The organism is Streptomyces venezuelae (assembly GCF_008642275.1).
Classification (GTDB): Bacteria; Actinomycetota; Actinomycetes; order Streptomycetales; family Streptomycetaceae; genus Streptomyces; species Streptomyces venezuelae_E.
The window spans coordinates 6,410,448-6,429,532 of the sequence record NZ_CP029189.1 but is presented as its reverse complement, the minus strand read 5'-3'; the positions used below and the strand labels follow the sequence as shown (position 1 = coordinate 6,429,532).

Genomic DNA, 19,085 nt, shown 5'->3' with positions numbered 1-19,085 from the left:
CCGCTCCCGGTGGAGCGCTCGCACAGCAGCCCGAATGCGCCGGTCGGACCCGGCCCGGGGCCCCTCCCGGTCCCCCGGCCCCCCGGGGCCCGATCCGGCCCTCCCGGTCTCACGGCTGCTGTCCGGTGGCGGGAGGAGTGGAGACGAGCTGTCCGGTGGCCGTCAGGGCGAGGCGTGAGAAGAGGGTGCCCGAGAACCCGAAGAGCAGGGCGACGGCGAGGGCCACGGGGCGCGTGGAGGCGGTCCACGCGTTGTCGAGGAACACGTGTCCGAGGACGCTCAGCTCGGGGTCGGCGAGCATGCGGACCAGGAGCAGCCCGGCGACCGCGGCGAGCGCGCCGCCGACCGGGGCGAGGACCAGGACGCCCCAGGAGGCCGGGCGCTGGGAGCGCATCACCCCGATCAGCGGGGACAGGAAGCCTCCGAGGGCCCCGAGCAGCATCGGCAGCCGGTGGTCGAACGCGACCCCGATCAGGAGGGCGACGCCGAGGCCGGTCGTCGCCAGCCACAGGGCGGTGCGCTGCTGCTCGTACTCCTGCTCGGACGCGGTGTCCTCCCGGTCGTGGAGGTGCTCGGCGACGGCGAGCAGGAGGGTGTCCGCCTCCGGGCCGTCCGCGGGGTGCCGGGCGAGTTCGGCGGCGAGCCGTTCGTCGCCGGGAAGCGCGGAGCCCTCCAGGCGCAGCTGGAGCGCCCGGAGCTGCTCGCGCTTCTCCTCGGGCCTCTGCAGACGCAGCAGCCGGCGTTCGATGCCGTGCAGGACCCGCCAGGCGGCGGCCAGCTTGGACAGCGGGATGGCGACGGCCCAGGAACGGGGCAGGATCCGCCAGGCCACCGTGCCGTTGTTCTCCAGGTCGTCGAGGCGCGAGGTGACCGCCGCCAGCTCCGCCGCCCGTACGGGGTCGTCACAGCTCCCGGCCGCGAGGATCCGGGCCCGGGTCCGGGCGTCGCCGAGGCGTCCCTGGAACTGCCGGTAGCGAGGGGCCGCGATCAGCCCCCTGGTGGTGATGAAGACGATGGCCAGGTAGGCGGCGCACACCACCGCCACCGTCCATGGGCCGCCCCTCGTCACGGCTTGCCACATTCCGCGCCCCCCGGTCCCGCTCCGACCGGCCCCTTACCGGCCACAGCTGCCCATCGTGCCGCAGGAGGGCGCACCGCCGGGGGCGGTCGCGCATTCCCGTGCCCGCGGGCGCCGGCCGGGGGGCGGCCGGCGCCCGGCTACGAGCCGACGGACTCCGGCTTCTCCTGTCCGCCGGCGGCCGCGGATCCCACCCGCGCCGCCGTCCCCGCCACCGATCCGGCTCCGAGCGCGGGCACGGACGACGGGCCGTCGACCCTGCCGCCGGCCGCTGCCCCGGCGACGAACGGACGCCACCACGGCGTGTGCGGGGCGCCGGCGGTGCCGGGCTCGAACGGCTGGCCCGGGATGGGCAGCGCGACGGCCGCCCCGGCCCCCTCGGCCGCGCTCAGCGTGCCTTCGCCCGGCTCGTCCCACGGGTGCAGGGCCAGGTTGAAGGTGCCCCAGTGGATCGGCAGCATGGTCCCGCGCGGGACGCCGCCCTGCAGGTCGAGGTGGGCCCGCATGCCCTCCTCGGGCGTCATGTGGATGTCGGGCCAGTACTCGGAGTAGGCGCCGATCTGGATCATGGTGGCGTCGAAGGGACCGTGCTGGGCGCCGATCTCCTCGAAGCCCGGGAAGTAGCCGGTGTCCCCGCTGTGGTAGATCCGGTGCTCCGCACCCGCGACGACCCAGGACGCCCACAGGGTGTGCTGCTGGTTGCGCAGGCCGCGGCCGCAGAAGTGCCGGGCCGGGGTGGCCGTGAGCGTGAGGGCGCCGATCCTGGTGCTCTCGTTCCAGTCCAGCTCGCGCAGCCGCTCGGCCGGTACGCCCCAGCGCTCCAGGTGCGCGCCGACGCCCAGCGGGACGGCGAAGACCGTGTCCGTGCCGGCCAGCGCCTTGATCGTCGGCAGGTCGAGGTGGTCGTAGTGGTCGTGCGAGATGACCACGACGTCGACCGCGCCCAGCGAGGCCAGCGGCACCGGTACCGGGTGCAGCCGCTTGGGGCCCGCGAAGGGGAAGGGAGAGCACCGCTCGCCCCATACCGGGTCGAACAGCACCCGGTGCCCGTCGATCTCCGCGAGCACGCTGGAGTGGCCCATCCAGGTCAGCCGCAGGCCGCTCGCGGGCGGCTTCGCCAGGTCCGCGAGGGTCGTGGGGTGGACCGGGATCGGGGCGGCGGGGCTGCGCCGGACCCGCTGCTCCCGGTGGAAGTAGATCTTGGCGAACTCCGCCATCGAGCCCGAGGGCCGGTTCCGGGCCCCGACCGGGTTCTGGAAGACGCCGTCGGCGAAGTTCGGCGAGCGCTGGATCCGCTCCAGCCGGGCACCGGACGGGTCCGCACCGAAGGCTTCGGGCCGCAGGGCACGCAGCCGCGGACGCAAGGGACGGGAGCCGGTCAAAGCGCCTCCAGGGAGGATGGGGTCAGGATGGTCGTCGCTCTACGACCATCCCAACGCACACCGGCCCCGAAGGATTCCGCTTCCGGCTCACAGCACCGGGGCGTGTCCGCGAAGTACCGCCCGCCCCGCGACGCCCGGCACCGCCTAGAGCGGCAGCAGGTCAGGCCGCTTCGCCTCCACGTGGTCCCCGGAGGACTCCCCGCGCAGCCGCCGTCCGATCCACGGCACGAGGTGGTCGCGCGCCCACTGGATGTTGTCCCGGGTCACGTCGACCGAGCCGCGCGGCCGCTGCGGGGGCCACGGCTGGTCGGGGTCGGCCGGCACGTCCAGCCCCAGCACCTGCGCGGCGCGCAGCGCGACCCGCGTGTGCCCCTCGGGCGAGAGGTGCAGCCGGTCCGTGTCCCAGGCCCGCCGGTCCTGTACGGACTTCAGCGACCAGAGGTCGAGCACCGGGCAGTCGTAGCGGTCGGCGATGGCGCGGACGTGCGCGCTGTACGTCGCCACCTTGCCGCGGAGGTGCTTGAGCACCGGTACGCCCCGGGTGTCGAAGCCCGTGGTGATCATGACCTGGCCCACGGCGCCGGTGAGGTCGGCCACGGCCGCCTCGAAGCGCTCCGCCACGTCGTCCGGGTCGGTGCCCGGCCGGATGATGTCGTTGCCGCCCGCGCAGAAGGTCACGAGGTCCGGTGCGAGGGCCTTGGCCCTCGGAAGCTGGTCGGCCACGATCTGGTCGAGGAGCTTCCCCCGCACCGCCAGATTCGCGTACCGGAAGTCGTGCTCTTCGCGCTGGTCGGCCAGGAGCACGGCGAGCCGGTCCGCCCAGCCGAGATAGGAATCCCCGGGTCCCGGGTCCCCCACGCCTTCGGTGAAGCTGTCCCCGATCGCCGCGTACGAGCCGATGGTCTTGAGTTTCGTCGTCGTCGCTGCCACGAGAACCCATACTTCACTCCCGCAAGCAACCTACGCCAACGTAATGAGGGGTTGACGGACCGTGATCTATACCACGCGAGAGATAAGGAATAAGTACACGTGAGGCCGGGACCCCCCTCGGGTCCCGGCCTCACGCGTGTCGGTGCTCCGGCGGCGGGTGCCGTCAGAGGCTCGCGCCCTTGGAGCGGAGGTAGGCGATCGGGTCCATGTCCGAGCCGTAGGACGGGGTCGTACGGATCTCGAAGTGCAGGTGCGGGCCGGTCGAGTTGCCGGTGGAGCCGGAGAGGCCGATGGTCTGCCCGGCGGTGACGCTCTGGCCGGAGGAGACGGAGAGCTGGGAGAGGTGGGCGTACTGGGAGTACTTGCCGTCGGCGTGGCGGATGACGACCTCGTTGCCGTACGAGCCGCTCCAGCCGGCGGAGACCACGGTGCCCGCGCCGACGGCCTTGACGGTGGTGCCCATGCTCGCGATGAAGTCGACGCCGGTGTGGTAGCCGGAGGACCACATGGCGCCGGCGACCTTGTACTGGGTGGAGATGCCGCCGCCGACCGGGGCCACGAAGCCCGTGGCCGACTGCGGCGCGGCGGCGGGGGCCTCGGCCCGGGGCTCCGCGGCGGCTTCCCGCTGTGCCGGGGCGGCCGGCCGGGCCTGGCCCCGGGCCGGCTTCGGCTGGGCCTGCTCGGCCGGCTCGGCGTCGGCCTCGGGGGCCGGGACCGCCTCGGCCTCGGCCGGAGTCGCCTCGCCGGAGCCTCCGAGGTTCAGCTTCAGGCCCGGGTGGATCAGCGAGGGGTTGCCGCCGACGGCCTCGCGGTTGTCGGCGTACAGCTGCTCCCAGCCGCCGGACAGGTGGCGCTCGGCGGCGATCTTGGAGAGGTAGTCGCCCGGCACCACGGTGTAGACGGTCGGCGCAGCCGCCACGGCGGCGGCGGGTGCGGCCTGCAGGGCGACGGGGGCCTGCGGCGCCACCGCGGGGGTCACCGCGGGGGCGGCGGCGGGGGTACCGGCCGCGTGGGCACCGGCGGCACCGATCAGCGGCAGTGCCAGGGCGGCGCCACCGGTTCCGGCGACGGCGAAACCGCGCGAAAGGGAAAGGGACTTGGGGCGGCGGTGCTTACCCTTTGCAGGCATGACGAATTCCTCTCCGGCGCCTGCGAGGTGAGCTGTCGGGTTCGGACTGGAGATGTCCGGCCGAACATGTACGGGACATGAACGGCTTCACCCCGAGCCGTTCCGGCGAATGGATCTCCGGGACGGCGGCTTACCTGGTTCCCCCGCTCCTGCCGCGCGAATTAGGTCGGATGCGGTTTCCGGGAGGCGGCAGGATTTGGCGGTCCACCCGGATCGATCGCGAAGGTAATCCCTCGTGGCGGCACGGAACAAGCCGTGAATTCCCTGACGGAATCACAGGTATGAGGGACCGCCGGAATTACCGTCACCCTCCGTCCATTCCGCGCCGCCAACAGCCGCTCCGGCGGGGCGATTCGCCTTTGGTGATCAGGCACTCACGGTCACCGTATGATCTGGCTCACGGGGACGTGCCCGATCTCGCCTCCGGATATGGCAAGTTGGAGCCAAGTAGTGTAATTCGGACAGAAGGCCCACGATGAGGCGGAGGAGTTGCTTTGACCCAGCAGATACAGGAGCCGGAGCTGTCGGGAGTGCGCAATTTCCGTGATGTGGGCGGATTGCCGACCTCTGACGGCCGAACGGTCAGGACGGGACGACTGTTCCGAAGCGGACATCTCGCACATGCCACCGAAAGCGATGCAGAGTTCCTCGCCTCGCTCGGCCTCCACACCATCTTCGACTTCCGCAACGGCGCCGACCACGCGCTGGAGGGGCCCGACGTCGAGCTGCCGGGCGTGCGGAACGTCAACATCCCGCTCTCGGACCCGGCCGACGGACGGGAGTTCTGGCGACTGGTCCGCGACGGCGACCTCGTCCAGCTGCGCGAGCTCCTGGGTGACGGCAAGGCGGCGGCCCGGATGTCGCATTCGTACCGCGGGATCATCCGCCTGCGCACCGCCGAGCACAGCCGGGTCGTGCACGCGCTCGCCGAGGACAGCGTCCCCGCGCTGATGCACTGCGCGGCCGGCAAGGACCGGGCCGGACTGTCGATCGCCGTCACCCTGCTCGCCCTGGGCGTCGGGCGCGAGGCGATCGTGGCGGACTACCTGGAGTCGAACGCCCCGCACCGCCGCTACCGCGTGCGCCGCACCGACGAGTCGGCGGACGCCCGCTCCCCCGAGGTCATGGAGCTGCTCGCGCCGCTCTTCGACGCCCGCGCCGAATACCTGACGGCCGCCTTCGAGACGATCGACGAGATCTGGGGCGGGGTGAACCGCTACCTGGCGGAGGGCCTCGGGCTGGCGCCCGAGACCCTCGACCGGCTGCGGGACCGGCTCCTCGTCTGACGCGGGCGGGAACCGGCCGACCGGTTCCCCCACCGGGTGGGCGGGCCGTCAGCGCGTGGCGACGGCCTGCTTCACCAGCGTCCTGCCGAAGTCCCAGATCAGCCCGGACCCGCCGTGCGCCTCGTCCATGACCTCACGGAAGGCCCCGACGAACCGGTCCACGTCCCCCTCGTCCACGATCAGCGGCGGGATCAGCTTGATCACCTCCAGGTGGTCCCCGGAGACCTGGGTGAGGATCCGGTGCTTCTGCAGCAGGGGCACCACGACCATCTGCGCGAAGAGGCCCTTGCGGGCCGCCTGCAGCATGGTCCACCGGCTGCGCAGGCCCAGCGAGGACGGCCGGCCGAACTCGATGCCGATCATCAGCCCGCGCCCCCGCACCTCGTGCAGCAGCTCGTACTCGTCCACCAGAGCCGCGAGGCGCCCGCGCAGCAGGTCGCCCATGGCCCGGGCGTTCGCCACGACTCCCTCGTCCTCCATGACGGACAGGACCGCGAGGCCCGCCGCCATGGCCTGGGCGTTGGAACCGAAGCTCGCGGAGTGCACGAGCACCCGGTCCATCGACGAATAGACCTTCTTGAAGATCCAGTCCTTGCCCAGGGTCGCACCGACCGGGACGTATCCACCCGACAGTGCCTTCGCCACGCACACCAGGTCCGGCTCGACGCCCGGCTCGTGCTGGTACGCGTAGAAGTCCCCGGTACGCCCCAGTCCGGTCTGCACCTCGTCCGCGATCAGCAGCGCCCCGCGCCGGTGCAGCATCTCCTGCGCGGCGAGCAGGAATCCGGGCGGGGCGGCCAGGACCCCCTTGCCCTGGACCGGCTCGACCACGAGGGCGGCCACGTCCCCGCGCTTCAGCTCCCGCTCCAGGGCCGCGAGGTCCCCGAGTGCGATCTTCGTGTCGGGGAGCAGCGGTGCGAAGCCGTCGCGGAAGCCGCCTTCCCCGTTCACCGACAGCGAGCCGGTGGTCAGCCCGTGGAAGGCGTGGTCGCAGTAGAGGATCCTGGGGCGCCCGGTGGCGTACCGGGCGAACTTCAGGGCCGTCTCCACGGCCTCGGTGCCGCTGTTGCCGAAGAAGACCCGGTCCAGGTGCGGGCTGTACGAGAGCAGTTTCTCGGCCAGCAGTCCGGGCAGCGGCTGGCAGTCGAAGCGGGTGAGGTCGGCGAGCTGGGCGTCCAGGACGTCGTGCAGGGCCCGGCGGACGACCGGGTGGTGCCGGCCGAGGCCCATCACCCCGAACCCTGCCAGCATGTCCAGGTAGTCGTTCCCCTCGGCGTCCCAGAAGTGGGCGCCCTCGGCCCGCTCGTAGACCTTGTCGAAGCCGATGGTGTGCAGCATGCGGGGCAGCTGGTGGTTGAGGTGCCGGGCGTGCAGCTCGTACCGCTCGGCCCCGCGCTCGGCCAGCAGGGCGCCGAGGTCGAAGCCCCGGCCGCCCCCTTCCTCCCGTGACCGCCCGGTCATGCCGACGTGTCCCGGTTGCCGGCGACCGCTTCCCGGGCCGCGCGCAGGGATTCCTTGAGGGAGCCCATGGTGGCGAGGACGGCGGTGGGCTCGTAGCCGCAGTGCGCCATGCAGTTCGCGCAGCGCGGGTCCTTTCCGCGGCCGTACTTGTCCCAGTCGGTGTCGTTGACGAGCTCGCGGTACGTCGGTACGTATCCGTCGCTCATCAGATAGCAGGGGCGCTGCCAGCCGAAGAGGGAGTAATTCGGAATGGCCCAGGCCGTGCAGGGGAAGTCGGCCTTTCCTTCCAGGAAGTCCAGGAAGAGCGGGGAGTGGTTGAGCCGCCAGCGCCGCCGGTTGCCGCCTGCGAAGGCCTTCCTGAAGAGCTCCCGGGTCTGTTCGACGCCCAGGAAGTGCTCCTGGTCGGGTGCCTTTTCGTAGGCGTAGGCGGGCGAGATCATCATTTCGTCGACCTGCAGGTCGTCATTGAGGTAGTTGAGTACCTCGATGATCGTCTGTGGGGTGTCGGTGTTGAAGAAGGTGGAGTTGGTGGTCACCCGGAAGCCGCGCCTCTTCGCCTCCTTCATGGCGGCGACCGCCTCGTCGAAGACGCCTTCCTTGGCCACCGACTCGTCGTGGCGTTCGCGCAGACCGTCGATGTGCACGGCGAAGGCGAAATACGGGGAAGGGGTGAACTTCTCAATCTTCTTGCGCAGCAGCATCGCGTTGGTGCAGAGGAAAACGTACTTCCGCCTCGCCACCAACTGCCGGACGATCTCGTGGATCTGCGGGTGCATCAAGGGCTCGCCGCCCGCGATGGACACCATGGGCGCACCGGACTCCAGTACGGCGCCGACCGCCTGGGCGACCGGCATGCGCTGCTTGAGCACCCCGGCCGGATGCTGGATCTTCCCGCACCCCTCACAGGCGAGGTTGCAGGCGTAGAGCGGTTCCAGTTCGACGATCAGGGGGAACTTCTCGCGCTTGCGGAGCTTCTGTTCGAGAAGATACGTCCCGACCCTGATGGACTGGCGCAGCGGCATGGCCATCTGGCTCACCTCCTGGGGAGCAGCAACGAACGGTGCCATTCATGAAACGCGGGCAGTACGGCACGCAGGACACGGAAGGCCGATATTCCCCCGCGAACCGTGCCGATACGGACGAGCTCGTGCTCCGGAGCGTCCACGATCACCCGGACGGCCGCAACCGGGCGGTCACCGCCCCGGGTGGCGGTCCACAGGGTGGCCGCGGACTCCATGTCGACGGCGATGGCGCCGGTGGCGCGCAGCTGCGCGCGCTCCTGGCCGCGGACGACGTGGTCGGATCCGGTCAGCGCACCGGTGTGCACGGTGCGGCCCGGTGCGGCCCGGGCGAGGGCCTCGGCGAGCAGGGTGCTGCCGGTGCAGGCGACGGTTGCCCGCGGGTCCCGGGTCTCCTCGGCGACGACCAGGTCCCCGGGGTGCATGCCGGGGACCAGCCCGGCGCAGAACCCCGTCGCGAGGACGGCGGCGAGGTCCGTTCCGGGCCGGTCCAGTGCCCGGCCGACGGCCCGCTCGGCCGCGCGCGGGCCCATGCCGGTGCGCAGCAGGACGTGCCCGCCGGCCGGACCGCGGCAGGCGCTGCGCAGCGCCGCCTGCTCGATGCGCAGCGCACAGGCCACCAGCAGCGGGCCGGGCTCGCGGGCCCGGTCCCCGCCGGCGGCGGACATCACGCTCCCCCGGCCGCTGCCGGGTGCGCTCCGGCCGCGGCGAACGGTTCCCCGTACAGGTAGCGGCCGAGCGCGGTCAGCGGGAACACCTGCCGGTACAGGTGGTAGTTGATGGAGAAGTCCCAGGGGAAGCCGGTGCCGGTGAAGTACGGCTCGTCCCAGGTGCCGTCCTCCTTCTGGGTCTCCACCAGGTGGGCGATGCCCCGCTCCACGGCCTTGCCCTCGCGCTCTCCCGCCGACAGCAGGGCCATGAGCGCCCAGGCGGTCTGCGAGGGGGTGGAGGCGCCCTTCCCGGCCCAGGACGGGTCCTTGTAGGAGCGCTGGTCCTCGCCCCACCCGCCGTCCTCGTTCTGTACGGACTCCAGCCAGCGCACGGCCCGCCGGATCGCGGGATGCCCGGGGGAGAACCCGGCGGCGGTGAGGGCCGGGACCACCGACCCGGTCCCGTAGACGTAGTTGGTGCCCCAGCGGCCGAACCAGCCGCCGCCCGCCTCCTGTTCGGCGAGCAGCCAGGCGATGCCGCGCCGGGTCCGGGCGTCTCCCGCGCGGCCCTCGAAGGCGAGCATCTCCACCACGTGGGCGGTGACGTCGGCCGAGGGCGGGTCGATGACCTCGCCGAAGTCGCAGAAGGGCAGTCTGTTGGGCAGGGGGCTGGTGTTGTCGGCGTCGAAGGCTCCCCACGCCCCGTTCCTCGACTGCATGCCGAGGGTCCAGGACACCCCGCGGGCGATGGCCCCCTCGACCCGGGCCGGGTCCGGGTGCTTGATCCGGCGCAGGGCGAGGACCACCTCGGCGGTGTCGTCGATGTCGGGGTAGGTGTCGTTGTGGAACTCGAACGCCCAGCCGCCGGGGGCGAGCCCGGGCCGGCGCACGGCCCAGTCGCCCGTGCGGACGATCTCCTCTCCGAGCATCCAGTCGGCCGCCTTGACCAGCGCGGGGTGGTCGGGGCGCAGGCCCGCGTCGGCCAGGGCGATGGCGGCGAGGCAGGTGTCCCAGACCGGGGACTGACAGGCCTCGATCATCCGGGCGCCGTCCGCGCGCCACACCGCGAACCGCTCCAGGGACTCCAGTCCGGCACGCATCACCGGATGCCCGAGGTCGTAGCCGAGCAGGTGCAGGGCGATGACCGAGTACACGGCGGGCGGCTGGATCCCGCCCCAGCAGCCGTCGTTCTCCTGGCGTTCGACGATCCAGCGGCCGGCGGTGGCCATCGCCGCCTTGCGCAGCCTGCGCGGCGCGAACCGCCGGTAGACGTGGAGGGCCTTGTCCATCCGCTGGAAGGCACCGTCCCAGCTGGTCAGCGGGGCGAGTCTGCCTGCGGGGCGGGGGGTCCGCGCATCGGTGTGCAGCTCGTCGAGGGTGAAGGGGGCCGGGCGGACCGGGCGGAGCGCCGAGACCACGGTGAGCGGCACGATGGTCTGGCGGGCCCAGCAGCCGAAGTCGTAGATGTTCAGGGGCACCCAGGCCGGCAGGAAGACCAGCTCGGGCGGGAGTTCGGGCAGGTGGTCCCAGTTCCACCAGCCGAAGAGGGCGAGCCAGATCCTGGTGAAGACGCGGGCGGCGGCGATTCCGCCGTGGGCCCGGATCCAGGCCGAGGCGCGGGTCATGTGCGGGGCGTCCGGCGCGTCCCCGGCGAGGCGCAGCGCGACGTAGGCCTCGATGGTGGCGGACAGTTCGGGCGGTCCGCCGTGGAAGGTGGCCCAGGTGCCGTCCTCCCGCTGTTCGCCCCGGATGAAGAGGGCCGCGGCCCGGGTGGTGGCCTCGTCCCGGATACCGAGGAACTGCCGCAGCAGCAGGTCCTCCGCGTCCATGGTGACGTTGGTCTCCAGGTCGCCCTTCCACCAGCCCTCGGGGTCCTGGCGGTCCAGCAGGTTCCTGGTGGCGCGCGCCGCGGCCTCGTACACCCCCGGCCGGGTCCCGGCCGGGGGCCGGGGCAGGTCCGCGGTGCTCCGGCCGGTCTCCCGGACCGTGTCCCGGATCGTGTCCCGGGCCGGGTCCCGTTCCGTCTCGCGGGCCGTGGGCCGCCCCGTCCCGGGGCGCCAGGGGCGGCCGAGCGGACCGGGCAGGCCCGGTGGGGCGTACTCGGCGCGCGGGCCCGCCCGGCCGGGCCAGGCGGGCGTCGGCGCCGCGGGCCCGGCGGTCAGGCCCGCGGTGCCGGGCGGTGGTGCGCCCGGGGTGGATTCGCTGCCGGCGCCGGCGCTCTCGGCGCTGCCGTCGGTCGTCGCTGTCATGGCTTCCCCTTAGAACAGTGTCCTCTGCTGTGCTGGGGTCTGCCGTCGGCCGGTGCGCGCCACGCTCAGGTGGCGGCGCCGGCCGGCGACTCGCGATTCATATCCGCTGTCGGGTGGCGATCACCTCTTGCGCACGACGACGAAGTCCGCGAGGGCCACGAGCTGGTCGCGCACGCGCTGCGGCATGTCGACGTCGTCCAGGGCACGGATCGCGACGGCGTGCTGGCGGCGCGCCTCGTCGGCGGTCCATCCGCGGCCGCCGGCCGCCTCGATGAGCGCGGCGCGGTGAGCGAACTCGGCCTCGGAGAAGTTCTCGAAGTCGCTGCTCTTGGCGTCCTCGGCGAGGAGCCGCGCGAGTTCCTCGGAAGCCTCGCCGCCGGCCGCGAGGGCGGCGACCACCGGCAGGGACTTCTTGCGCTGGCGCAGGTCGCTCCAGGTCTGCTTGCCGGTCGCCTCCGGGTCGCCCCAGATGCCGAGCAGGTCGTCGACGGCCTGGAAGGCGAGGCCCAGGTGGTAGCCGTACTCCTCCAGCTTGTCGGCGGTACGGTCGTCCGCGCCGCCGAGCACCGCGCCGATGGAGACCGCGCAGGCGAGGAGCGCGCCGGTCTTGTTGCCCTCCATCTCCAGGCACTCCTCGACGCTGACGCGTTCGCGGTGCTCGTAGGAGATGTCCTGCGCCTGACCGTCGATGAGCTTGCGGCTGGCGGTGGTCAGCCGGCGGGTCGCACGGCCCGCCTCCACGGTGCCGAGCTCCAGCAGCACCTCGTTGGCGAGGGCGAACAGGGCGTCGCCGACCAGGATCGCGAGGGCCGGTCCGTGCACCTTCCACACCGTGTCGCGGTGGCGGCGCTGCTCGTCGCCGTCCATCAGGTCGTCGTGCAGCAGCGAGAAGTTGTGCACGAGCTCGACCGCGACGGCTCCGGGGATGCCGACCTCGGCCGCGGCGCCCGCGGCCTCGGCGGAGAGCAGCGCGAGCGCGGGACGCACGGCCTTGCCGCCGTCGCCGTCCGCCACGTTGCCCTGGGCGTCGATCCAGCCGAAGTGGTAGGCGGCGACGGTGTCCATGGGCGCCGCGAGCCGGTCGACGGCGGCGCGGAGCGCGGGGGTCGAGAGCGTACGGCCGCGTTCCAGGAGCGCGATCGTGTCCGCCTTCTCCACGCCCCCTCCGGCTGTGCCCACAGTGGCATCCGTGTTCTCGACAGCCGGGTTGCCCGGGTTCACTGGCTCTCCTCTTGTTCCTGTACGTGCTGTGCTCGTGGTGCTGGTGCTGCTGATGGTGCTCGTCATGCCGCCTCCTGCAGAGGGTGTTCGCGGTGGCGGCCGAGCGCGGCGAGTGCGGCGTGCGCCGCGCTCAGTCCGCTCCGGACGGCGCTCTCCATGGTCGCGGGCCAGCCCGTGGCAGTCCACGCACCGGCGAGGTAGAGCCCCGGCGTGTCGGTGCGCGCCCCGGGGCGCAGCCGGCCGACGCCGGGGGTGGGCGCGAAGGTGGCCGTGCGCTCCCGGGTGACGAAGAAGTCCCGTACCTTGGCGCCGCGCGCGGCGGGCAGCAGCCGCTCCAGCTCCGGCAGGTACTTGGCGCGCAGGACCGAGACGGGCTCGTCGATGTCGTCCTGGGCGACGGACTGGGACAGGGCCAGGTACTGGCCGCCGTCGGGGAGCCCGGAGGATTCGGTGCGGTCGAAGACCCACTGGACCGGGGAGCCGAGGGCGGCGAAGAAGGGCTGCTTGAGCACCTTGCGGTCGTAGACCACGTGGACGTTGAGGATGGGCGCGGTGCCGATGTCCAGGAGCTTGTCGGGGTCGGGGAGGGCTCCGGCGGGCAGCAGTCCGTGCGCCTCGCGCTGCGGGACGGCGAGGACGACGGTGCCCGCCTCCAGGGACTCCTCCTCAGTGTCGATCCGCCAGGCCCCCTCGGGCATACGGGAGATGTCCGTCACGCGGGAGCGCAGTTCGGTCCGGACTCCGGCCGCGTCGAGCGCCTTGCGGGCGAGGGTGTCGTGGAGTTCGCCCAGCGGTACGCGGGCCCAGCCGATGTCGGCGGCGCCGTTCTCGGAGAGCAGGCCGGTCTTGAAGACCATGGCGGCCAGACCCAGCGAGGACTGCTCGGCGGTGGCGTTCAGGGTGGCGATGCCGACCAGGTCCCACAGGGCCTCGATCGTGCGCGGGGACTGCCCGTAGCGGCCGAGCCAGGTCGCGAAGTCGAGGCCGTCCAGGGCCGGGTCGGCGGGGTCCAGCCGGCGCAGGGCGAGGGCGGCGCGGCCGACGCCCAGTCGTTCGGCGAGGGAGAGGTGCCGGTAGCGGGCGAGCGATCCGGCCAGGTGCAGCGGCACGGGCAGGGCGCTGCGGCGCAGCCGGCCCAGGCGCGGTCCGCCGGGGCGGGCGACGTCCAGGACGGGTACGTCGAGCCGGTCCTGCAGGGGTGCGAGGGCGGCGCCGTCGACGCGGTCGAGGAACCACCGGTAGGCGGTGCAGCAGCGCAGGTAGACGTGCTGGCCGTTGTCGACCTCAAGGTCGCCGCGCTTGAAGGAGAACGCCAGCCCGCCGAGCCGGGGGCGGCCCTCCAGCAGGGTCACGCGCAGCCCGGCGTCGGCGAGTTCGAGGGCGGTGGTGACTCCGGCGAGTCCGCCGCCCACGACGACGGCGTGCTGTTCGAAGCCGGTCATGCGTCCTCCCCCGTGATGCGGTGGCCCTCCGGGCCGGCGGTCCGGGCCGGTGCGGGCGGGGCCGGCCGGCGTGCGGCGGCCCGGCCGGCCCGGCCGGATTCCGCCCCAGAAGACGCGGCTGCCGCCGGGGCGGTTGCCCGGTGGCCGTACCGGCCGGCACCGCCCGGCGTGCGCGGCATGGCGGCGCGCGCCGGTGGTGCGCCCGGGGCGCAGAGCGCGCCGGTGGTCGCGCCGCGCGGGGTGACGGACACCTCCGTGCGTTCCGCGGCCACGGCGGCCGGCGCCTGCGGGAACCGGGTGATCGCGGCCATCAGGATCGCCTCCGGGTGTACTGGCGGGAGACGGTCCGCGCGTCGAGACCGGACAGGCCGCGCACGGCGACGTACGCCTTCTCGTGCGGTGGCAGCGACACCCGGCCCCGCAGCACCGCCTCCGGCTCGCGTTCGATGCGGTCCAGCAGGCGGCGGTAGATGCCGGCCATGGCGGCCACGCAGGCACCGCTGCGCCGGTCGAGCATCGGCAGCAGCCGGTAGCCCTCGGCGAACAGCGCGCGGGCACGCCGGACTTCGTGGTGGACGAGTCCGGCGAAGTCGGCGCCGGCGGGCATCCGGTCGCTGTGGAAGCCTTCCGAGCAGCCGAACTTGGCGAGGTCCTCGGCGGGCAGGTAGGTGCGCCCGTTGCCGGCGTCCTCGCGGACGTCCCGGAGGATGTTGGTGAGTTGCAGGGCGAGGCCGAGGGTGTCGGCGTAGTCCCCGGCGCGCGCGGCGTCGTCCGCCGCGAGGCCCGAGCCGTTCACCGTGCCGAAGACGCCGAGCGAGAGCCGCCCGATGGCCCCGGCCACGCAGCGGCAGTAGGTCCTGAGGTCGTCCCAGGTCTCGTAGGTCTCGCCGCGGACGTCCATCAGGACCCCGTCGATGAGCTCGTCGAGGCCTCCGAGCGGGATCGGGAAGCGGCGCGCGGCGTGCGTGAGGGCGACGGCGACCGGGTCGGTGTCGTCCTCGTCCACCTCCCCGGCGCGGATCCTGGCGAGCAGGGCTCGGGTCTCCTCCAGCCGGACGAACTTGGCCTCGGGCGCCAGCGTGCCGTCGCCGATGTCGTCGACCCGCCGCGAGAAGGCGTAGAGCGCGGACATCGCCTGCCGCTTGTCGTTCGGCAGCAGCCGGATGCCGTAGGCGAAGTTGCGTGCCTGGGAACCGGTGACGGCCTCGCAGTAGCTGTAGGCGGCCTGGACCGGTGCGGACACGTGCGTGGGGCCCTCCACGGTCGGGCTCACCCCTTTCTCGGCGCTGTGCGCAGGACGGCGGCCACCTCGCGGAGCAGGCCGCTCTTGGTGGGCTTCGGCGGGCCGGGGAGTACGTCGAAACCGGCCGCGGTGACGGCCCGCAGGGCCGCTCGCCCCCCTCCGACGAAGCCCGCGAGCAGCAGCCGGAGCCTGCCGTGCACGCTGCCGACGAGCGGGGTGCCCTCGTCCAGCAGTGCGCGGGCGCGCTCGGTCTCGAAGGCGACCAGGGAGCGTACGGCCGCGCCGGCCGACGGGGCCTTGAGGTCCGGCTCGGTCACGTGGAAGCGGCGCATGTCCTCGGCGGGCAGGTAGATCCGGTCGCGGCCGAGGTCCTCGGCGACGTCCTGGATGTGTTCGACGATCTGCAGGGCGGTGCAGACGGCGTCGGAACGGCGGATCCGTTCGGGGGTGCTGGTGCCGGTGAGGGAGAGCACGAGGCGGCCGACCGGGTTCGCGGACAGCTCGCAGTAGCCGGCCAGGTCGGCGTACGTCTCGTAGCGCGTGACCCGCTGGTCCTGGCGGTTGGCCTCGATCAGCCCGAGGAACGGCTCGGGGGTCAGGCCGTGGGCGCGGACGACGGGCTGCAGGGCCTGCAGCAGCGGGTGCCGCGGGGAGCCGTCCGTGGCGGCGGAGCGGTTGAAGACACGGTGCAGGTCGGCTTCGAGGGCGTCGAGCATGGCGAGCCGGTCGTCGACCGCGGCGGGGTCGAGACCGAGGAGTACCGCGTCGTGCCCGCCGGGGGCGAGGTCGCCGTCGCCGATGTCGTCGACGAGGCGGGCGTAGCCGTAGACGGCCGTCAGCCCGTCGCGCCAGGCGCGGGGCAGGAAGACGGGCGCGACGGGGAAGTTCTCCGCCGCCGCCTTGTCGAGGGTGGCGCTCACGTGGACCGGGTCGGCCGGGGGCCGGATGCCGTGCCCCGGGTTCACCGCCCGCCGCCCGGGGCGGGGACGGCCGTCGTGCCTGGGGGCCGGAGAATTCCCGTAGCCATTGCCGTCACATCTCCCGTTCTACACTGCCGACCCATTACATCCTATTTCGGACACGCCGCCGGGGGATTGCCCGGGCTGCCCCAAGGCCCTTCACCTGCGGGGAATCGTCCCCTCTTGCCGCGATTGAGGACCGCCTCAGCTTACGCTGTAGAACCTCGCCGGGCCCGCTCGGGTATTCGCTCCGCCACCGAATGTCGCCGCGAAATACGAGAACACGATTGAGGCCCCCGCCGCGCTGAGCGGCGGGGGCCTTCGGGTGAAGCGGAATAGCGCCGTAAGAGGGCGCCGCGCGACCCGGAGGTCAGCCGTTGGTGGCCTTCTCGTATGCCGAGACGACCTCTTCGGTGGGCCCGTCCATCAGGAGCTCGCCCTTCTCCAGCCACAGCACCCGGTCACAGGTGTCACGGATGGACTTGTTGTTGTGGCTCACCAGGAAGACCGTGCCGGCCTTCTGCCGCAGTTCGCGGATCCGGTCCTCGGAACGCACCTGGAAGCTGCGGTCACCGGTGGCCAGTGCCTCGTCGATCATCAGAACGTCGTGGTCCTTGGCCGCCGCGATGGAGAAGCGCAGACGCGCCGCCATGCCGGAGGAATAGGTACGCATCGGCAGGGAGATGAAGTCGCCCTTCTCGTTGATGCCCGAGAAGTCGACGATGCTCTGGTATCGCTGCTTGATCTGCTCGCGGCTCATACCCATCGCGAGACCGCCGAGAACGACGTTCCGCTCGCCGGTGAGGTCGTTCATCAGGGCCGCGTTGACACCCAGCAGCGAGGGCTGGCCGTCGGTGTAGACCTTGCCCTCCTCGCAGGGCAGCAGGCCGGCGATGGCACGCAGCAGGGTCGACTTGCCGGAGCCGTTGGAACCGATGAGCCCGATGGCCTCGCCGCGGTACGCGGTGAAGGAGACACCGCGCACGGCGTGGACGCGACGCACGCCCGGGGCGTCGCCCTTCTTCCGGCGCACGATCTTGCTGAGTGCGGCGGTGGCCGCGCCCTTGCCGGAACTGCCGGTGTTGACCCGGTAGACGATGTGGACGCCGTCCGCGATCACGGTGGGGACGCGCCCCTGGGTGTTGTCAGCCACGGCCGTAACGCTCCTCAGACTTCCAGAAGTACACGAAGCCGCCGATGCCGATCACCACGGCCCAGCCCACCGCGAAGGCCCACACGTGCGGAGGCAGGTTGCTGCTGCCGTAGTCGTCGATCAGCGCGAACCGGATGAGGTCCATGTAGATCGCGATCGGGTTCCACAGCAGCAGGTCACTGATCCACTGCGGCTGGTCCTTGAGGTAGACCCCGATCGGGAACATGACGCCGGAGGCGTACATCCAGGTACGCATCACGAACGGCATCAGCTGCGCCAGGTCGGGGGTCTTGGAGCCCGCCCGCGCGAAGATCATGGCGAGGCCGGTGTTGAAGACGAACTGCAACGCCAGGGTCGGGACGACCAGCAGCCAGGAAAGCCGCGGGTAGTTGCCGAAGGCGACGGCGATCACGAAGACGACGATCATCGAGTACAGCAGCTGCTGGAGCTGCTGCAGCGAGAAGGACACCGGCAGGGATGCGCGCGGGAAGTGCAGCGCCCGGACCAGTCCGAGGTTGCCCGAGATCGCCCGGACGCCCGCCATCAGCGAGCTCTGGGTGAAGGTGAAGACGAAGATGCCCATCATCAGGAAGGGGACGTAGACGCCCTTGGGCATCTCCCGGCCCGCGCCGAGGATCAGGCCGAAGATCAGCCAGTAGACGGCCGCGTTCAGCAGCGGGGTGGCCACCTGCCAGACCTGGCCGAGCTTCGCCTGGCTGTACTGCGCGACCAGCTTGGCCCTGGAGAAGGCCATGATGAAGTGGCGCCGGCCCCAGAGCTGCCGTACGTACTCACCCAGCCCAGGCCGGGCGCCGCTGACCGAGAGGCCGTACTTCCTGGCGAGCTCCGCGGGGCTCAGCCCCGCGTCGTCGGACAGCGGCCTGCTCGTGGCGAGGGCGCCGTCGTGGGTTGTGTCACTCACAAGTTGAAACTTTCGTCTTCAAGATGCGGCCAGGTGGGCATCAGGCTGGTGGCGCGAGGCCCGTGATCGCGTCATGTTCCCAGACGCGGGCTGGTCAGATGACAGGAGGTCGGCCCAGCCGGGTCAACCGCCAGACCGTTCCCCATCTCATCGGGCGGCGGGGTCCGCAGGGAGTGGTCCATCCCTCCCGAAAACCACCGAACCAGGCCTTGAGCGCCGGTGCCGACGGCCTGCGTACGAGCGTCAGCAGGAGCCAGACGCCCAGGTAGACCGGGACCAGCGGGGCGGGCAGGTTGCGGCGGGCGAGCCACACCCGGTTACGAGCCACCATACGGTGGTAGACCGCGTGCCGGGAGGGGGCGGTCGTCGGGTGCAGCAGCACCATGTCCGACCGGTAGTCGATCAGCCACCCTGCGTCGAGCGCCCGCCAGGCCAGGTCGGTTTCCTCGTGCGCGTAGAAGAACTCCCCCGGCAGCGCTCCGACCTGCTGGAACACCTTCGTGCGGACGGCGTTGGCGCCACCCAGGAAGGTGGTCACGCGGGAGGAGCGCATCGGGTCGGAGGCGCGCAGCCGCGGCACGTGCCGGCGCTGGGTCACACCCGTCTCCGGATCGGCGATCCGGAAGCTGATGATCCCGAGTGCGGGATCCTCGGTGAAGGCCTGCCGGCACAGTTCGGCGGTGTCGGTGCGCTCCAGCAGACCGTCGTCGTCCAGGAAGAGCAGTACGTCGACGTCGCTGCCGCCGGGGCCGAAGGCCTCGATGCCGACGTTGCGCCCGCCCGGGATGCCCAGGTTCTCGGGGAGGTCGATGCTGCGGACCCCCTCGGGCAGGCCGGTGACCTGCACGCCCTGGCCCACGACGACCACGTCGATCGGGGCGCCGTCCTGGCGGGCCACCGAGTCGAGGAGCGCCTTGAGCTCGTCGGGCCGGTTGCCCATGGTGATGATCACGGCGCCCAG

General features: G+C 72.3%; 17 protein-coding genes and 1 riboswitch. Of the genes, 1 reads left to right on the top strand and 16 read right to left on the bottom strand.

What is annotated here, in order from left to right:
• Window positions 1-109 precede the first annotated feature (109 nt).
• The 4 genes from DEJ51_RS28430 to DEJ51_RS28415 all read right to left on the bottom strand — a co-directional run bounded on the left by DEJ51_RS28430 (window position 110) and on the right by DEJ51_RS28415 (window position 4,519).
• The gene (locus DEJ51_RS28430) at window positions 110-1,069 is read right to left on the bottom strand and encodes a hypothetical protein (protein ID WP_150260430.1); all 960 of its coding nucleotides are present in this window, start codon (window positions 1,067-1,069) and stop codon (window positions 110-112) included.
• A gap of 149 nt (window positions 1,070-1,218) precedes the next feature.
• Window positions 1,219-2,460, bottom strand: a complete 1,242-nt coding sequence (locus DEJ51_RS28425) for an MBL fold metallo-hydrolase (protein ID WP_150260429.1) — start codon at window positions 2,458-2,460, stop codon at window positions 1,219-1,221.
• Between the two features lie 144 nt (window positions 2,461-2,604).
• Window positions 2,605-3,390 carry an SGNH/GDSL hydrolase family protein gene (locus DEJ51_RS28420; RefSeq protein WP_150260428.1) on the bottom strand — a complete coding sequence of 262 codons (786 nt, stop codon included), beginning with the start codon at window positions 3,388-3,390 and terminating at the stop codon, window positions 2,605-2,607.
• Between the two features lie 163 nt (window positions 3,391-3,553).
• A complete protein-coding gene (locus tag DEJ51_RS28415; RefSeq protein ID WP_150260427.1) occupies window positions 3,554-4,519 on the bottom strand; it encodes a LysM peptidoglycan-binding domain-containing M23 family metallopeptidase in 966 nt (321 codons plus the stop codon).
• Between the two features lie 4 nt (window positions 4,520-4,523).
• Window positions 4,524-4,721: riboswitch (cyclic di-AMP (ydaO/yuaA leader) on the bottom strand.
• Between the two features lie 292 nt (window positions 4,722-5,013).
• On the opposite strand from DEJ51_RS28415, the gene DEJ51_RS28410 reads away from it, so the two are divergent.
• Window positions 5,014-5,805, top strand: a complete 792-nt coding sequence (locus DEJ51_RS28410) for a tyrosine-protein phosphatase (protein ID WP_150260426.1) — start codon at window positions 5,014-5,016, stop codon at window positions 5,803-5,805.
• 48 nt (window positions 5,806-5,853) lie between these two features.
• Here the strand turns inward: DEJ51_RS28410 and DEJ51_RS28405 are convergent, their stop codons facing one another.
• From DEJ51_RS28405 to DEJ51_RS28350, 12 genes are all read right to left on the bottom strand, one after another.
• Window positions 5,854-7,266: an aspartate aminotransferase family protein gene (locus tag DEJ51_RS28405; protein ID WP_150260425.1), complete on the bottom strand. Its 1,413-nt coding sequence runs from the start codon at window positions 7,264-7,266 to the stop codon at window positions 5,854-5,856.
• The gene (hpnH, locus tag DEJ51_RS28400) at window positions 7,263-8,294 is read right to left on the bottom strand and encodes an adenosyl-hopene transferase HpnH (protein ID WP_150260424.1); all 1,032 of its coding nucleotides are present in this window, start codon (window positions 8,292-8,294) and stop codon (window positions 7,263-7,265) included. The genes DEJ51_RS28405 and hpnH overlap by 4 nt, the downstream gene beginning before the upstream one ends.
• Before the next feature lie 5 nt (window positions 8,295-8,299).
• The gene (locus tag DEJ51_RS28395) at window positions 8,300-8,953 is read right to left on the bottom strand and encodes a 1-hydroxy-2-methyl-2-butenyl 4-diphosphate reductase (RefSeq protein ID WP_150260423.1); all 654 of its coding nucleotides are present in this window, start codon (window positions 8,951-8,953) and stop codon (window positions 8,300-8,302) included.
• Window positions 8,953-11,184, bottom strand: a complete 2,232-nt coding sequence (gene shc, locus DEJ51_RS28390) for a squalene--hopene cyclase (RefSeq protein ID WP_223835997.1) — start codon at window positions 11,182-11,184, stop codon at window positions 8,953-8,955. The genes DEJ51_RS28395 and shc overlap by 1 nt, the downstream gene beginning before the upstream one ends.
• Window positions 11,185-11,304: 120 nt before the next feature.
• Window positions 11,305-12,471, bottom strand: a complete 1,167-nt coding sequence (locus DEJ51_RS28385) for a polyprenyl synthetase family protein (RefSeq protein ID WP_190620702.1) — start codon at window positions 12,469-12,471, stop codon at window positions 11,305-11,307.
• Window positions 12,468-13,847, bottom strand: coding sequence for a hydroxysqualene dehydroxylase HpnE (gene hpnE, locus DEJ51_RS28380; protein WP_150260421.1), 1,380 nt, complete (start codon window positions 13,845-13,847; stop codon window positions 12,468-12,470). The genes DEJ51_RS28385 and hpnE overlap by 4 nt, the downstream gene beginning before the upstream one ends.
• Complete coding sequence (locus DEJ51_RS28375; RefSeq protein WP_150260420.1) at window positions 13,844-14,158, bottom strand: hypothetical protein; 315 nt, start codon at window positions 14,156-14,158, stop codon at window positions 13,844-13,846. Before DEJ51_RS28375 ends, hpnE begins: the two co-directional genes overlap by 4 nt.
• Window positions 14,158-15,120 (bottom strand): presqualene diphosphate synthase HpnD, encoded by a 963-nt coding sequence (gene hpnD, locus DEJ51_RS28370; RefSeq protein ID WP_150260419.1) that lies wholly within the window; start codon window positions 15,118-15,120, stop codon window positions 14,158-14,160. Before hpnD ends, DEJ51_RS28375 begins: the two co-directional genes overlap by 1 nt.
• Window positions 15,117-16,010, bottom strand: a complete 894-nt coding sequence (hpnC, locus tag DEJ51_RS28365) for a squalene synthase HpnC (RefSeq protein ID WP_223835996.1) — start codon at window positions 16,008-16,010, stop codon at window positions 15,117-15,119. Before hpnC ends, hpnD begins: the two co-directional genes overlap by 4 nt.
• Window positions 16,011-16,419: 409 nt before the next feature.
• On the bottom strand, window positions 16,420-17,202 hold the full coding sequence (locus DEJ51_RS28360) for an ABC transporter ATP-binding protein (protein ID WP_030010274.1): 783 nt from the start codon (window positions 17,200-17,202) through the stop codon (window positions 16,420-16,422).
• Complete coding sequence (locus DEJ51_RS28355) at window positions 17,195-18,124, bottom strand: ABC transporter permease (RefSeq protein ID WP_150260418.1); 930 nt, start codon at window positions 18,122-18,124, stop codon at window positions 17,195-17,197. Before DEJ51_RS28355 ends, DEJ51_RS28360 begins: the two co-directional genes overlap by 8 nt.
• Window positions 18,125-18,218: 94 nt before the next feature.
• Entirely contained in the window at window positions 18,219-19,064 is an 846-nt protein-coding gene (locus DEJ51_RS28350; protein WP_411757405.1) for a glycosyltransferase family 2 protein, read from the bottom strand.
• Between the last annotated feature and the right edge of the window lie 21 nt (window positions 19,065-19,085).